This is a genomic window from Streptococcus oralis, assembly GCF_003944215.1.
GTDB classification, from domain to species: Bacteria; Bacillota; Bacilli; order Lactobacillales; family Streptococcaceae; genus Streptococcus; species Streptococcus oralis_BI.
Map to the genome: position 1 here is coordinate 112,027 of NZ_RJVZ01000001.1, position 16,379 is coordinate 128,405.

Consider the following 16,379-nt stretch of genomic DNA (forward strand, 5'->3'; position numbering starts at 1 on the left):
TTAAAACAGGCCAAATAAGTGCATCATTGGAAACACAATCAGCATGCTGTCAAAGCGATCCAACACACCGCCATGTCCAGGGATAAATTTTCCAGAATCTTTGACACCGAAATGGCGTTTCATGGCACTCTCAATCAAGTCACCAAACTGACCTGCCACACTGAAGAAGGCAGCAAAGAGACTCATTCTATAAATCCCATAAGGAAGAGCAACTGTGCTATCCACTAACATGAAGATTACTGTTATCAGTACCGCTCCTAGAATCCCCCCGACAAAGCCCTCAATACTCTTATTAGGAGAAACTCTCGGCGCCAATTTATGTTTACCAAAATTCATCCCTGTCAGGTAGGCTGCGCTATCTGTCGCCCAAACGATAAAAAGAGCCAGAAGAACCTTATCAAAACCTGCCACCCGAGCATCTAGTAAAGCATTGAAGCCAAAACCAACATAAAAACTCACAGCAATTGGAAAAGCGGCATCTTCAATCGTATAGTTTTTACTGAAAACGGTCGTCCCTAGCATTATGGTAATCAAAACACTGTAGGCAACCACATTCCCATCAACAGGCAAAAAAGTTAGGTAATTTTCTAAAGGAACTGTGAGAGCGAAGGTCGCAAAAAGAGTCAAAGCGCCCTCAATGGTCATAGTCTTTAGCCCCTTCATGTGCAAGAGTTCATGGACGCCTAGCATCGCTAACAAGCCAATCCCTATCTGCAACAAGAGCCCTCCTGCAAACAAGACTGGAAGGAAAATTGCCAGGGCCAATACCGCAAACAATGTTCTCTTTTGTAAATCCTTGGTCATATCTTCTCCTAAACTCCTCCAAAACGGCGATTGCGATGGTTAAAAGCAGCAATAGCTTCCTGCAAGGCAGCTTCATCAAAATCAGGCCACAAGGTATCCGTAAAGTAAAGCTCGCTATAGGCTGCTTGCCATGGCAAGAAATTACTTAAACGCAACTCACCACTCGTACGGATAATCAAATCAGGATCCCGCAAATCCTTTGGCAGGTGTTGCGTGAAAAGATAGTCCCCAATCATATCTTCTGTGATGTCACCAGGGTTGATTTTAGCATCTAGAACATCTTGAGCCAAGCCCTTAAGAGCCTGCGTAATTTCAGCACGACCACCATAGTTAAGCGCAAAATTGAGAATCAAGCCCGTATTGTTCTTGGTCAACTCCTCTGCATTTTTCAAAGCTTCAAAAGTCGGTTTAGGCAAACGGTCTGTCTCTCCAATCATCTGAATCTTAACGTTATTTGCGTGCAATTCAGGGACGTAGTTATCATAAAATTCGACTGGCAAGTTCATGATAAACTTGACTTCTTGATCTGGGCGTGTCCAATTTTCCGTTGAAAAGGCATAAACCGTGATGACCTTAACTCCCATCTTGTTAGCTGCCTTGGTCACTTTTTGGAGGGCTTCCATCCCTGCCTTATGACCAAAAACTCGTGGTTGCATTCGTTTTTTAGCCCAACGACCATTCCCATCCATGATGATGCCAATATGAGCAGGAACCTGTGTTGGAACCTCAACTTCTACAGCTTTATCTTTCTTAAAAAATCCAAACATGTTCTTATTCCTATTCAAAAATCTATCGTTTCATTATACCATATTTCCCTATTTTCTTCTATTGCTAAGTTATTAGCTCTCCATACAGACAAAAAATAAGCCGCCTGATTGGGCGACTTAATTTTATAGGGAGATTATTATGAAAAAGTTTTAGGAGTTTAAGTTAAGTTCCTCTTAACTTATGGCTTAGTATACACCTCCTAGCTTAAAGTTTTCTTAAGTTTTTTGAGGTTTCAATAAATTTGCTCATTAGAAAAAGCCTAGATCAACTAGACTTTTTTAGCTTATTCTACTGTTACTGACTTGGCAAGGTTACGTGGTTTGTCCACATCGAGACCACGGTGGAGGGTTGCAAAGTAAGCGACCAATTGTGTTGGTACGACCATTGAGATTGGTGAGAGGTAAGGGTGGACGGTCGTAAGGACGATATCGTCTGTTTCTTTAGCAACATTCTCTTCTGCAATGGTAAGGACTTTGGCACCACGAGCTGCGACCTCTTGGATATTTCCACGAGTATGGTTGGCAAGGACCGGATCTGACAAGAGGGCCAAGACAGGCGTTCCTTCTTCAATCAAGGCAATGGTTCCATGCTTGAGTTCTCCAGCCGCAAAACCTTCACACTGGATGTAAGAAATCTCTTTGAGCTTGAGACTAGCTTCCATTGCTACATAGTAGTCTTGACCACGTCCAATGTAAAAGGCATTACGAGTTGTTTCGAGAAGCTCTCGAACCTTGGCGTCAATGATTTCTTTCTCAGAAAGAGTTGATTCGATAGACTGAGCCACGATAGACAACTCACGAATCAGATCAAAAGCTTGTGCTTTAGCATTGCCATTTGCTTCTCCGACTGCTTTTGCAAGAAAGGCAAGGGCTGCAATTTGCGCTGTATAAGCCTTAGTTGAAGCCACTGCGATTTCAGGGCCCGCGTGAAGGAGCATGGTATGGTTGGCTTCACGTGAAAGAGTTGATCCTGGCACGTTTGTGACTGTCAAACTCGGAATCCCCATTTCATTGGCCTTGACCAAAACCTGACGGCTATCCGCTGTTTCACCAGACTGGCTGATGAAGATGAAAAGTGGTTTTTTGCTGAGAAGTGGCATACCGTAGCCCCACTCAGATGAAATTCCAAGTTCAACTGGTGTATCCGTCAATTCTTCCAGCATTTTCTTAGAAGCAAATCCTGCGTGGTAAGATGTCCCAGCTGCAAGAATGTAAATACGGTCTGCGTCTTGAACAGCCTTGATGATAGCTGGGTCTACCACTACTTGACCCGCCTCATCTGTGTAGGCTTGGATGAGTTTGCGCATAACCGTTGGTTGCTCATCGATTTCCTTGAGCATGTAGTAAGGGTAAGTTCCCTTACCGATATCTGACAAGTCTAGCTCCGCAGTATAGCTGGCACGCTCACGGCTATTGCCATCATAGTCTTGAACTTCTACGCTATCTGCTGTCACAATCACCAACTCTTGGTCATGAATTTCCATGTATTGGTTGGTCTCACGAATCATTGCCATAGCATCTGAGCAGACCATATTATAGCCTTGACCAAGACCAATCAAAAGTGGTGATTTGTTCTTCGCGACATAGATGACATCTGGACTTTCAGAGTCAATCAAGGCAAAGGCATAAGAACCACGAATGATGTGAAGAGCTTTTTTGAAGGCTTCAAGAACTGAGAGACCTTCTTCTTCCGCAAATTTTCCAATCAAGTGAACGGCGATTTCCGTATCTGTTTGCCCCTTGAAATGGTGACCTGCAAGATATGCTTCCTTGATTTCGAGGTAGTTCTCAATCACTCCATTGTGCACCAAGACAAAACGTCCAGTCTCAGAGCGATGTGGGTGAGCGTTATCTTCCGTTGGTTTCCCATGAGTTGCCCAACGAGTATGTCCGATACCAGTTGTTCCCTCAACGCCAGTAGTTTTAGCAGACAATTCTGCGATACGGCCTACAGCCTTGACTAGATGGCTTTCAGCGCCACCTAGGACAAAAATTCCCGCAGAATCATAGCCACGGTATTCAAGCTTTTCAAGTCCTTGAATCAAAATATCAGTTGCATTTGTGTTTCCAACAACACCGACAATTCCACACATAGTATATACGACACAGACCAGCTGTGCTTTCCCCTTAAATTGGTATAGTCTGATTTTCCTTTTACAGAACCAGCAAAGACAGTATATACTTGTTTTTCTTTCTTGTCAAGCATAAAAATTGGTATAGCTTTTTGAAATGCCGGTCGAGCGCGATTTCACTTGTGAACTGACAAGTAGGATTCGATTACTTATAATAGAGAGGAGGTAGTTACCATGTGGTTTTTCTTTGCACTTTTATCTGCTATCTTTGCAGCCTTAACTTCTATTTTAGCCAAGATTGGGATTGAGGGAGTGCCATCCAATCTAGCAACAGCCATTCGTACGGTCGTCGTCATCCTTATGGCTTGGGCTATGGTTTTTCTAACCAATAGTCAGACTGAAATTGTCAACATCAGTAGAAAAAGTTGGCTCTTTCTCATCCTGTCTGGTTTGACAATAGGTGCCTCCTGGCTCTGCTACTACAAGGCCTTGCAGATGGGTAATGCGACTGAGGTATCTGCTGTCGATAAGTTTAGTCTCGTCATTACACTCGTTTTAGCCTTTTTCTTGCTACAGGATGTCCTGACGTTTAAAACAATCATTGGCTGTATCCTGATTACGATTGGAGTCTTGGTGATGATTTTGTAATCTTCTCCCCCTCCATATATGACCTTCCCCAAAAAAGTTAGATAGTTTTGGGGGTATTTTGTTACGTCTAAATTTATAAGTACAGGAAATCAGCTTCAAGCGTCTAGCAAAAAAGGAGAGAACCAAATTGGTTCCCTCCAAGATGTGGTTTTTCATCACCCCACTACACAGTTGACAAAAAACTAATTATCTCAGGTGGCTAACTTCGACTTGAAATTTTGCCTTTCTAAATCTGAATGTAGTAAACTGATGACCTACTTTTGGCTAATCTAAGAGCATCATAGAATCAATAAACAATTTCTTTGTGAAATAGCCATTTTTTATTAAGTAAGCTGTATATTTTGCTCTTGTGACCATTTGATCATACTCTTCTGCCGTACATTCCTGAACCAGGCGGCTAGCTTCTTCCAAACTGGACACGACAAAGCCCAAACCTTTTTCACGGATATAGTCCGCATTAGAAAGATAGTCTGGTACAACCACCGGAATACCCGCGGCTAGATAAGTTGTCAACTTATAAGAAACATTTTCTTTGTAGTAGTCACGCTCTTCCGCAGGATTTTCGGAATTTCCCCATACTAGGCCAAAGCCTCCTCCTTTAGACAACTCCAACAATAATTCCTGCTGAGTTCGCCACCCTTCAAGATGGACTTTTGAATAGTCTACTCCCTCTGCTCTCGTAGCATAAACATGAAGGGGGGTACTGTGTTTCCAGTCAACAATATGTGGAAAACGAGATGGGTCTCCTGAGAAGATCAATTTTTTCTCAAATTTTGGAGTATAGAGTTCCAAACCATGGGGAAGATCCCAAAGTTTTTGAACAACATAGTTCTTGACGGTTAATCCTTCTGAAACGAGTTTCTGGTACATTTGTTCTGATGGTACTACCACCACATCACACTTGTTATACATGTCAATGTGAGCCTTCATAAGATAATAATTGCTCTCAAACATTAGTGGCTGAACATCATGGATAAACATCACCATTTTTACATGAGAAAGCTTTAACTTTTCTACCAAGTGATTGTCCCATTCAACACTATTCCATGAAGGAGATTGGAAAAAAACGACATCTCCATAAGATACCCCCGCGACAATTCCATCCATCCGCGAGTTCAGTTCTTCCCACGGTTCATGGCTTGCATCATAAAAATAGATCCCCAGCTCATTAACTCCAAACTCTCGAACAATTTTCATGACATTGTTCTGCGCCATTAAGGCCACACTCGTTGATGCTTGCCCAAATAAATTTGTGAAATGTACTTTCATTGTTTTTTAAATCCTCGTCTCAGTAATTTCTCTAAACATTATATCATAATTTACGACTTTTCAAAAACGTTTATATGCCAATTTTCAAGCTCAAGTTAGTTACTTGGGATAATTTTTCAGGAGTCTTATCTTCCAAGAACAATAAGGATAGCCTTAATAGATGTTTTTCTCACTCAATCTCACAAATTCGGTATCTTTGTTAGCTATGATAGATTGAATAAATTTTTCCTATTGAGTATATAATTTTTTGTACCTTTAGATTTCTCTGTTTATCTTGTGATGATTATAAACTCACATATAGAATTCTTATGTAATCAAGTCACTAACTTCTTTTCAAAGATTTGAGAAAGTGAGGTTTTTCCATTTTTCCCGCCAATTTTTCTTGGATAATCGTATTCGATAAAGTTCCATTCGGTCTTCATTTTCTAAGAAATGAGGAGTTGGGAAAACCTGAAAGTTCAAAATATCCTCTAAACCATAGGGCGCGAAGAGCTCTAAAGTTGCATCAGCATGCAAGCGAAGCCCTATCGCCGTACAGCGTTCTGGATACTTACTCATAGCATCACGAGAACTCGTGTAGGGCGCAGTGTGGGGATTGTGCAGATGCATATAGACCTGATTTTTCAACTCCCACTGATACTGAGGAAAATCTTCTCTCAGCTTTTTCTCTAGGGACAATGTTTCCTCATAAGAAACATCTGGATCAAAGAAAATCACATCCACATCTGTATCATGGTCAAAAGGAGATTTGTTTGACAAGAGATTCCAAATGAAATTTCTAACCGAACCCGCTGCCAACCAAGAGTCTTTCAGACCAAGGTTACGGATGATGGTTAAAATGGCCATCATATCTGGATTTTCTCTAAAAACGTCTAGGATTTCTTGATTATTTTTCATTGTATTCATAGCCCAAATACTCATAGGCCTTAGTCGTTGCAACCCGTCCAGACCGTGTCCGCATGATAAAGCCTTTTTGGATGAGGTAGGGTTCGTACATATCTTCGACTGTCTCGCGCTCCTCGGCAATATTAACAGAAAGAGTTCCTAATCCGACAGGACCACCACCGTACATCTCAATCATGGTCCGGAGGATTTTTTGATCCACATAGTCCAATCCTTCATGGTCTACGTCCAGCATGGTCAAGGCCTTATCCGTAATGACATCATCGATTAAACCATCCCCCATTATCTGGGCAAAGTCGCGCACGCGCTTGAGGAGACGATTGGCGATACGAGGAGTTCCACGACTGCGCAGGGCCAGCTCTGAAGCCGCCTCATGAGTGATTTCCATCTCAAAAATATCTGCCGTCCGCTCAACAATCTCTGTCAAGTCAGCATGGGCATAGTATTCCATATGACCTGTAATCCCAAAACGTGCTCGTAGAGGATTTGAGAGCATACCCGCTCGTGTCGTCGCGCCGATTAAGGTGAATGGTGGCAAGTCCAGATGAACACTACGACTGCCTTCCCCTGCACCAATCATGATATCAATGTAGAAGTCCTCCATGGCACTATAGAGCACCTCTTCCACCGACATGGGCAAGCGATGAATCTCGTCAATAAAAAGGACGTCTCCAGGCTCCAAATCATTCAAAATAGCTACCAAGTCACCCGCTTTTTCAATGACAGGCCCAGACGTTTGCTTTAGGTTTACTCCTAATTCATTAGCAATGACAAAGGCCATGGTTGTTTTCCCCAAACCTGGAGGCCCAAATAAGAGCACATGGTCCAGTGCTTCATCCCGCATTTTGGCAGCTTTGATAAAGATTTGCAGCTGGTCCTTGACCTTGTCCTGACCGATATATTCACGTAAATACTGAGGACGAAGCGTACGTTCTACTAACTCCTCATCCCCCATTATCTCATTATCTAAAATTCTATTCATGTTTCCATTATATCAAAAATCCAAGCCACAAACAAAAAAGCCACCTGATTGGGTGGCCTCTTTAGGGAGATTATTATGAAAAAGAAAGGATTAGGATTTCATTAAATAAAGTTAGGAGGTCTTTATCTAATGACTATATGATACACGAGGAGACTTAAAATTACCTTAACTTTTTCTGATTTATCATTTTTTTAGAAAAATTTTTTCCAAATGAAATTTCCTTTCTCAAGCAACAAAAAAGCCACCTGATTGGGTGACTTCTTTAGGAGATTATGATGAAAAAGAAAAGTTTAGGATTTCATTAAATAAAGTTAGGAGGTCTTTATTTAATAACTATATGATACACGAGGAGACTTAAACTTTACTTAAGAAAAATAATTATTTTTATTTTTTTCGATCCACCCAAATCATTCCTGTACAATCATAAGTAGATAAGGTTTCAAAACCCAGTGAACAGTAGAATTCTAAATTTTTTTCTGTCTGTTCGGTCACTAGTTGGACTTGATAGGCATCTTTAAAATCCTCTAAAGCCTCTTTCATCAAGTCTCTACCAATCCCTTGGCGCTGATAGCTAGGCAAAACGATCAAATCCTGGACAAAAATCGATGAGAAACCATCTCCGACCAAACGGACCAAGCCCACCACGGCATCGCCATCAAGTGCCAGATAAATCGCTAATGAGTGAGACAAGGCCTTCTCCAGCATCTGGGATTGATGTGTATAATTTGTCCAGCCGACTGCCTGATAGAGATGTAAAACATCATTTATATTTACTAATTCTTGCTTTCTAACGGTAATCATGTCATCACCTCTTAGATTTCTCTCAAACTCTTGTACTGCCGTCCATCTTTATCAAAGTTTTCAGGAGCCAGCCACATTTCCAAGCGAGTTTTGGCTTGGGGCCAGTCCTTATCAATCATAGACAACCAATCCGTATCTCTAGTCCGCCCCTTATAAATGACAGCCTGGCGGAAGGTTCCTTCATAGACAAAGCCCAAACGCTCTGCTGCTCGTCTTGATGGCAAATTTAAGGCATCGCATTTCCACTCATAGCGACGATAGTTAAGCTCCTCAAAAACATAGCGAGCCAAGAGATACTGAGCTTCTGTCCCTATCCTCGTCCCCTTAAGAGCCGGTGAAAAGGTGACAGCACCCACTTCTATTACTCGGTTATTCTGATCAATTCGCATGAGAGAAAATGTTCCCAAGGCCTTACCCGTCTCCCTATCCAAGATAGCATAGAAAAAACGATCCTTACGAGCCAACATCTGATTTAAAACGGCAACCAGTTCCTCCATATCTGCCACTGGCTCCTGAAAAAGGTAGGTCCACATCTCCCGAGGAGTATCTGGACCATAAACAGCTAGCAAATCCTCCGCATGCTTTTCCACAGAAAGAGCCTCTATCCGAGCGTAACTCCCTTCTAAGAAATCAATGGAAGGCAATTCACCTGGTGTATAACCTTCCATTGACTCACCAATCATCTGACCATATTCGTTTACTGGCATAGCTTTCTCCTTGTTTTGCTTTTCAAACTTTATAATTGCACATAGTATATCATACTTTCATGAAAAAATTCAAAAATCCTCCAGATTCTACCTCTGAAGGATTCGTTTCTTATTTCACAACGATATTAACGAGTTTAGTTGGCTTCAATAGTCCAGTGGACTATTGAAGGTGGCAGATAGGGCTAATAAACTCGTTATTTAACGACGATATTAACGAGTTTGTTAGGTACCGCAATCACCTTCACGATTTCCTTACCGTCAATTTCTGCTTTGACCTTTTCGTCAGCCAGAGAAATTTCTTGCAATTCTTCGCGTGACAGGTCTTTAGCGACCATGAGTTTGGCACGAACTTTTCCTTTGATTTGGACGACGATCTCGATTTCATCTTCAACCAATTTGCTTTCGTCCCATGTTGGCCAAGCTACATAAGAGATGGACTCACCTGTTGCAGCAACAGTTTGCCAGAGTTCTTCTGCCAAGTGAGGTGCAAATGGGGCAATCAATTGGATAAAGCCTTTGGCGTAGTCTACATAGAGTTTGTCTTCCTTGTTAGCTGCGTTGACAAAGACCATGAGTTGGGCAATGGCTGTGTTGAATTTCATGGACTCGATTTGCTCAGTGACAGCTTTGACTGTTTCATTGTAAACCTTGTCAAGAGCACCATTGTTTTCCGCAGCGATTTCTTTACTTGTAATCAAACGGTAAACACGGTCGAGGAATTTACGGCTTCCTTCCAAACCTTCTTCTGACCAAGCGATTGAAGCGTCAAGTGGTCCCATGAACATTTCATAGACACGAAGGGTATCAGCACCGTATTGTTCCACTACGTCGTCTGGGTTGACAACGTTCTTGAGAGATTTAGACATCTTGGCTGGTGCTTGCTCCAACTCTTCTCCTGTTTCCACATGGAAGAAGGAACCATCACGTTTTTCAACCTTATCAGTTGCCACAAGAGCCCCGCGGTGGTCACGGTAGCTTGTTCCCAAAATCATTCCTTGGTTAAAGAGTTTTTGGAATGGTTCCTTAGTCGGAACAACACCGAGGTCATAGAGGAATTTATGCCAGAAACGAGCGTAAAGCAAGTGAAGCACAGCGTGTTCTGCACCACCCACATAGATATCGACTGGCAACCATTGTTTGAGGAGATCCTCATCAGCCAATTTCTCAGTATTGTGTGGGTCAATATAACGGAGGTAGTACCAGCTTGAACCAGCCCATTGTGGCATAGTGTTTGTTTCACGACGACCTTTGACACCATCTTCACGAGTCACTTCTAGCCAGTCGGTCAGGTTAGCCAATGGGCTTTCCCCAGTACCTGAAGGGCGGATATCCTTGGTTACAGGCAAAACAAGTGGCAATTCACTTTCTGGAACAGCTGTTGAAGTCCCATCTTCCCAATGAATGATTGGGATTGGCTCACCCCAGTAACGTTGACGACTAAAGAGCCAGTCGCGGAGACGGTAGGTAACCTTCTCTTGACCACAACCTTTTTCTTCCAACCAAGCTACAATCTTAGCAATAGCGTCTTCTTTGTTAAGGCCATCTAGGAAGTCTGAATTGACATGAAGACCATCTTCAGTATAGGCAGCTTCTTCTACATTTCCACCTTCAAGCACTTCTACGATTGGAAGGCCAAATTGTTTGGCAAATTCCCAGTCACGTTGGTCGTGGGCTGGAACAGCCATTACCGCGCCTGTACCATAGCTAGCAAGAACATAGTCGGCAATCCAGATTGGAATTTCTTTGCCATTGACAGGGTTGATGGCATAAGCACCCGTCCAAACCCCTGTTTTTTCTTTGGCAAGGTCGGTACGAGCCAAGTCTGACTTGAGGCTAGCTTGGTGTTTGTAGTCTGCTACGTCTTCAGCTTGTTCTGGACTGACGATAGCATCTACCAAATCATGCTCAGGCGCCAATACAGTGAAAGTCGCACCGAAAAGCGTATCAGGACGAGTGGTAAAGACGGTAAATTCCTTGTCAGTCCCTTTCACTTTGAAAGTTACATTAGCACCAGTTGATTTACCAATCCAGTTGCGTTGCATGTCCTTGATAGACTCTGGCCAATCCAACTCATCCAAGTCATTGAGCAAGCGCTCTGCATAGGCCGTGATTTTAAGCATCCATTGGCGCATCGGTTTGCGGACAACTGGATAGCCCCCACGTTCAGAAGTTCCGTCAGGAAGGACTTCTTCGTTGGCAATGGCTGTTCCTAGTTCCTCAACCCAGTTTACTGGCACTTCCGCTTCATAAGCCAAGCCTTTTTCGTAAAGCTTGGTAAAGATCCACTGAGTCCACTTGTAGTAGTTTGGATCTGTCGTGTTGACTTCACGATCCCAGTCGTAAGAGAATCCAAGCGCATTGATTTGACGTTTGAAGTTGGCAATGTTTTCCGCTGTAAATTCTGCTGGATCATTCCCTGTATCCATAGCGTACTGCTCAGCAGGCAAACCAAAGGCATCCCATCCCATTGGGTGAAGGACGTTGTATCCTTGCGCACGTTTGTAACGGCTGAGGATATCGGTTGCTGTATAACCTTCTGGATGTCCTACGTGCAATCCAGCTCCTGAAGGATATGGGAACATGTCAAGCGCATAAAACTTCGGTTTTGATACATCTGTTCCTGTCTTAAATGTATGATGTTTCGCCCAGTAGCCTTGCCACTTAGGCTCAATTTCTTTATGATTGTAAAAACTCATGCTATTTCTCCAATTTTATGATGTTACTATTATACCATTTTTGAGGGAATTTGAAAGACGAGAAAGAATCTTTTCCCCTCCATTGTCAAGAAAGATTGGCTCCGAAAACACTCTTGCTAAGCTAAATAAAAATAGCTCCTATGCGGAGCTACCTTGATCAATGCTTATTTTCTTCCATCTTCTCACGTCCCAGCTCCCGATAGCTACGGTCACCAACGACATCGACTGTAAACTGGCCGTTCTCGTATTCTAGAATGGTCACACTACCATTATCCAGACCATGCGGATGCATGCCATTGATCAGATATACAATGGTTCCAATGGTCATCCCATGGCTTACGACGAGGGCATTCCCGCCACCTTGTTCTTCCATTTCTTTGGCAATCGATTCAAAGCCTTCCTTGATTCGGCTACTGAGTTTTTCCCAGCCTTCTGCCCAGCCAGCTGTATCAACCTCTACCAAGCCTTCTGCTAGCTCAGCATAGGATAACTGATGAACATGATCCACCTTGAAAACACGAGGAATGACCCCCATAAATAGATCCCCATCATAGGCTCCATCAAAACTACCAAAGCACCACTCACGGATTCGCTTATCCATACGGTAAGGGATTTTCCCTTGCAAGCCAAGTTCTTCTAGGATAATTCCCATGGTTTGAATAGTCCGACCTGAATCACTGGAATAAGCGCGGTCAAACTGCAAGCCAGATTCTCTCAAGCCAATTCCCAGTTCATGGATTCCCAACTCACCTTCTGTTGTCAGAGGTGTATCACTCCATCCTTGAGCACGTCCAATCGTGTTAAACATGGTTTTTCCATGACGGACCAAGTACAATCTTACTTTAGACATTTTCTATCCTCCATTTTCTTCTATTATATCATGGAACAAAGAAATATTCGGCTTTCAACAGTAAAGTCCGCTCTCGTAATTTTCCCACAAGAAAAGCTACCCTCATGGTAGCTTTCCTAGGAGATTATTATGAAAAAGTTTAGGATTCTAATTAAATAAAGTTAGGAGATCTTTATTTAATGATTATAGTATACACAGTCATCCTTAAACTCAACTTAAATTCTCTCCCTTTTTTATTAATTTTTAAAACTATGGATTGGAGCAGGAATTTGACCTCCACGAGAGATGAAATCGACAGACGAAGCCCCATTGACTTTCATAACTGGAGCTGTTCCTAGCAAACCACCAAACTCAATCATATCGCCTTCTTTGCCCTTTGGAATGATACGGACGGCCGTTGTTTTCATATTAATGACACCGATTGCCGCCTCATCCGCAATCATAGCTGAAATGGTTTCAGCAGGCGTATCTTCCGGAATGGCAATCATATCCAGTCCAACAGAACAGATAGCCGTCATGGCTTCTAGTTTTTCTAAATTTAGAGAACCATTTTGCACCGCGGCAATCATCCCCTCATCTTCAGAGACAGGAATAAAAGCACCTGACAAGCCACCGACCTGATTACAAGCCATAACACCACCTTTCTTGACCTGATCGTTCAAGAGAGCCAGTGCAGCAGTTGTCCCGTGTGTTCCAACTGTTTCTAGACCCATTTCCTCCAGCACACGTGCCACAGAATCACCAACCGCAGGAGTAGGTGCCAAACTTAGGTCGACAATTCCAAAGTCAACACCCAGTCTCTCGCTGGCCATCTGACCAACTAGTTGACCGATACGAGTAATCTTGAAGGCTGTTTTCTTGACCGTCTCGGCTACTACATCAAAGCTCTGTCCACGAACCTTTTCTAAGGCGCGCTTCACCACACCAGGACCCGAAACCCCGACATTAATGATAACATCTGCTTCGCCAACACCGTGGAAAGCCCCTGCCATAAAAGGATTGTCTTCAACAGCATTAGCAAATACGACCAACTTGGCCGCACCCATATCTGATAGCGCAGCTGTTTCCTTAATGATACGCCCCATATCAGCGACCGCGGTCATGTTGATACCTGACTTGGTCGAACCAATATTAATAGACGAACAAACCTTGTCTGTCTCAGCTAGAGCGCGGGGGATAGAATTGATGAGAATTTCATCTCCTTTTTGGTAGCCTTTTTGTACCAAAGCCGAAAAACCACCAATAAAGTCAACACCAATCTCCTTGGCAGCCTTATCCAGTGCCTTTGCCAAAACGACGTAGTCCGTCGCATCAGTCGCAGCACCAATCAAAGAAATCGGAGTCACCGATACCCGTTTATTAACAATAGGAATCCCAAGTTCTGCAGCAATTTCATCTCCTACAGCCACTAGATTTGCTGCTTTAGTAGTAATTTTTTGGTAAATCTTTTCAGCAGCACGATTGATATCTGGATCAATACAGTCCAAAAGGGAAATCCCCATGGTGATGGTTCTGATATCGAAGTTCTGCTCTTCAATCATGGCGATGGTTTCCGTAACTTGTCTAATATCCATGATAACCTCCTAGATATTATACATAGCATCAAAAATCGCTGCACTTTGAATATTGATTTTAACATTCAAGGTCTGACCGAACGTTTCAAACTCATTTCGCAGATAAGTAAAATCTTGTTTTTCATCACTAGAAACGACCGCCATCATGGTAAAGTATTCATCCAGTACTGTTTGAGAAATATCGTCAATATTCAAACCCAACTCTGCAATCTTAGTAGACACGCCTGCAACAATCCCAGCCTTATCCTTGCCAACCACTGTAATAATAGCCTTCATTCTTATACTCCATTTCTACGATTTTTAGAAAACCTGAACGTTTTTGATTTTCTTTTTTCCTAGTATAGCATATTTCCATAGAAAATACTAAAAAACGCCTGCTTACGAAGTTGTTCTTAAACAAAAAACAATTTCGTAAACAAGCGTCTACCCTATCAAATGATGATGAGTGTTCCCGCTGGGACCGAAGTCCCAGCGGTAGACCAGAGCTAGACTAAGAGCACAAGACTCCATCATCATAACACTCAACAAAATTGATGATTTTATACTAATTCGATGATCGCCATTGGCGCAGCATCACCACGACGTGGTTCAGTTTTAAGGATACGAGTGTATCCACCGTTACGTTCAGCATAACGAGGTGCGATTTCTGAGAACAATTTTTGAAGTGCTGTAGTAGAAGTGTACTTATCAGTTGCTTCATCATAGTTTTCAGATGCGATTTCATTACGTACGAAAGCAGCTGCTTGACGACGTGCATGCAAATCACCACGTTTACCTAGAGTAATCATTTTTTCAACAGTTTTACGGATTTCTTTAGCACGAGCTTCAGTTGTCACGATTGATTCGTTGATCAAAAGGTCAGTTGTCAAATCGCGAAGCATTGCTTTACGTTGTGAGCTAGTGCGTCCTAGTTTACGGTAAGCCATGTATTCCTCCTTTATTTATCTTTTAATCCAAGACCCAAGTCAATGAGTTTGAGTTTCACTTCTTCCAAACTCTTGCGTCCAAGATTTCGTACTTTCATCATCTCTGCTTCAGATTTTTCTGTCAAATCATGCACAGTATTGATACCGGCACGTTTCAAACAGTTATATGAACGCACAGATAAGTCCAGTTCCTCAATCGTACGATCCAAAATACGATCGTCAGATTCAGTATCAGCTTCTTTCATCACTTCAGTTGACTTAGCAATCTCAGTAAGATTTGTAAACAAATCAAGATGTTCTGTCAATATACGTGCTGAAAGCCCTAAAGCATCTTCTGGAATAATTGTTCCATTAGTCAAGATTTCAAGGGTTAATTTGTCAAATCCATCATTGCTACCTACACGAGCAGGCTCTACTTGATAGTTGACTTTTGTAACTGGTGTATAAATAGAATCTACAGCAAGTGTTCCAACCGGTGCATTATCTTTTTTATTTTCATCAGCAGGTACATATCCACGACCACTGTTAACAGTCATTGTCGCTTTTAGAGAAGAACCTTCACCGATTGTAAAGAGATAATGATCTGGATTTACAATCTCAATATCACTATCAGTCAAAATGTCTCCAGCTGTTACTTCAGCAGGACCTTCAACGTCAAGTTCAATGATTTTTTCGTCTTCAACGTATGATTTCACTGCAATCCCTTTAATGTTCAGAATGATTTGCATCACGTCTTCACGAACACCTGGAACTGTGTCGAACTCATGCAAGACACCTTCAATATTGATAGATGTCACTGCTGCTCCTGGTAGAGAAGCTAGTAGTACACGACGAAGAGAGTTACCAAGAGTTGTACCGTAGCCACGTTCAAGCGGTTCGATTACAAACTTGCCATAATCTTTATTTTCATCAATTTTTGTTATATTTGGTTTTTCAAACTCGATCATTTAGTTACTCCCTCTTAAACGAAAAGCAGTGTAATGCAATGATTATACACGGCGACGTTTTGGAGGACGAGCACCATTGTGTGGCACTGGAGTCACATCACGAATTGCTGTTACTTCAAGACCAGCGGCAGCAAGCGCACGAATAGCTGACTCACGACCAGAACCTGGACCTTTTACAGTAACTTCAACTGATTTAAGACCGTGTTCTTGTGCAGATTTAGCAGCAGCTTCAGAAGCCATTTGAGCAGCGAATGGTGTAGATTTACGAGAACCTTTGAAACCAAGAGCACCTGCTGATGACCAAGCAATTGCATTACCATGCACATCAGTAATCATAACAATAGTGTTATTAAATGTAGCGTGAATATGAGCAATACCAGATTCGATATTCTTTTTCACACGACGTTTACGTGTTGGTTTAGCCAAGACTTTT

General features: G+C 42.4%; 16 protein-coding genes. 1 reads left to right on the forward strand and 15 read right to left on the reverse strand.

From position 1 onward, the window contains the following. From D8804_RS00645 to glmS, 3 genes are all read right to left on the reverse strand, one after another. Entirely contained in the window at positions 1–804 is an 804-nt protein-coding gene (locus D8804_RS00645) for a phosphatidate cytidylyltransferase (RefSeq protein WP_000159119.1), read from the reverse strand. An 8-nt stretch (positions 805–812) separates the two neighbouring features. After that, complete coding sequence (locus D8804_RS00650; protein ID WP_125398479.1) at positions 813–1,571, reverse strand: isoprenyl transferase; 759 nt, start codon at positions 1,569–1,571, stop codon at positions 813–815. Between the two features lie 284 nt (positions 1,572–1,855). After that, on the reverse strand, positions 1,856–3,664 hold the full coding sequence (glmS, locus tag D8804_RS00655; protein WP_125398480.1) for a glutamine--fructose-6-phosphate transaminase (isomerizing): 1,809 nt from the start codon (positions 3,662–3,664) through the stop codon (positions 1,856–1,858). Between the two features lie 213 nt (positions 3,665–3,877). Between glmS and D8804_RS00660 the strand changes: the two genes are divergently transcribed. Then, positions 3,878–4,291 carry an EamA family transporter gene (locus D8804_RS00660; protein WP_125398481.1) on the forward strand — a complete coding sequence of 138 codons (414 nt, stop codon included), beginning with the start codon at positions 3,878–3,880 and terminating at the stop codon, positions 4,289–4,291. A gap of 264 nt (positions 4,292–4,555) precedes the next feature. Here the strand turns inward: D8804_RS00660 and D8804_RS00665 are convergent, their stop codons facing one another. The 12 genes from D8804_RS00665 to rpsK all read right to left on the reverse strand — a co-directional run bounded on the left by D8804_RS00665 (position 4,556) and on the right by rpsK (position 16,372). Further along, positions 4,556–5,560 carry a sugar transferase gene (locus D8804_RS00665; RefSeq protein WP_125398482.1) on the reverse strand — a complete coding sequence of 335 codons (1,005 nt, stop codon included), beginning with the start codon at positions 5,558–5,560 and terminating at the stop codon, positions 4,556–4,558. Between the two features lie 333 nt (positions 5,561–5,893). Next, positions 5,894–6,466, reverse strand: a complete 573-nt coding sequence (locus D8804_RS00670) for a nucleotidyltransferase family protein (RefSeq protein ID WP_125398483.1) — start codon at positions 6,464–6,466, stop codon at positions 5,894–5,896. Then, complete coding sequence (ruvB, locus tag D8804_RS00675) at positions 6,447–7,445, reverse strand: Holliday junction branch migration DNA helicase RuvB (RefSeq protein ID WP_125398484.1); 999 nt, start codon at positions 7,443–7,445, stop codon at positions 6,447–6,449. Before ruvB ends, D8804_RS00670 begins: the two co-directional genes overlap by 20 nt. A 384-nt stretch (positions 7,446–7,829) precedes the next feature. Further along, entirely contained in the window at positions 7,830–8,246 is a 417-nt protein-coding gene (locus tag D8804_RS00680) for a GNAT family N-acetyltransferase (RefSeq protein WP_125398485.1), read from the reverse strand. A gap of 11 nt (positions 8,247–8,257) precedes the next feature. Further along, positions 8,258–8,953, reverse strand: coding sequence for a GNAT family N-acetyltransferase (locus D8804_RS00685; RefSeq protein ID WP_125398486.1), 696 nt, complete (start codon positions 8,951–8,953; stop codon positions 8,258–8,260). Positions 8,954–9,147: 194 nt separating this feature from the next. Next, complete coding sequence (gene leuS, locus D8804_RS00690) at positions 9,148–11,649, reverse strand: leucine--tRNA ligase (RefSeq protein WP_125398487.1); 2,502 nt, start codon at positions 11,647–11,649, stop codon at positions 9,148–9,150. Positions 11,650–11,806: 157 nt separating this feature from the next. Beyond that, entirely contained in the window at positions 11,807–12,499 is a 693-nt protein-coding gene (locus D8804_RS00695) for a histidine phosphatase family protein (RefSeq protein ID WP_125398488.1), read from the reverse strand. Positions 12,500–12,735: 236 nt separating this feature from the next. Continuing rightward, positions 12,736–14,073, reverse strand: coding sequence for a PFL family protein (locus D8804_RS00700; RefSeq protein WP_125398489.1), 1,338 nt, complete (start codon positions 14,071–14,073; stop codon positions 12,736–12,738). 9 nt (positions 14,074–14,082) lie between these two features. Continuing rightward, positions 14,083–14,349: an ACT domain-containing protein gene (locus D8804_RS00705; protein ID WP_000644111.1), complete on the reverse strand. Its 267-nt coding sequence runs from the start codon at positions 14,347–14,349 to the stop codon at positions 14,083–14,085. 263 nt (positions 14,350–14,612) lie between these two features. After that, positions 14,613–14,999 (reverse strand): 50S ribosomal protein L17, encoded by a 387-nt coding sequence (gene rplQ / locus D8804_RS00710; protein ID WP_000331493.1) that lies wholly within the window; start codon positions 14,997–14,999, stop codon positions 14,613–14,615. A gap of 11 nt (positions 15,000–15,010) precedes the next feature. Continuing rightward, entirely contained in the window at positions 15,011–15,946 is a 936-nt protein-coding gene (locus D8804_RS00715; RefSeq protein WP_125398490.1) for a DNA-directed RNA polymerase subunit alpha, read from the reverse strand. 42 nt (positions 15,947–15,988) lie between these two features. Continuing rightward, a complete protein-coding gene (gene rpsK, locus D8804_RS00720) occupies positions 15,989–16,372 on the reverse strand; it encodes a 30S ribosomal protein S11 (RefSeq protein WP_001118385.1) in 384 nt (127 codons plus the stop codon). Positions 16,373–16,379 lie beyond the last annotated feature (7 nt).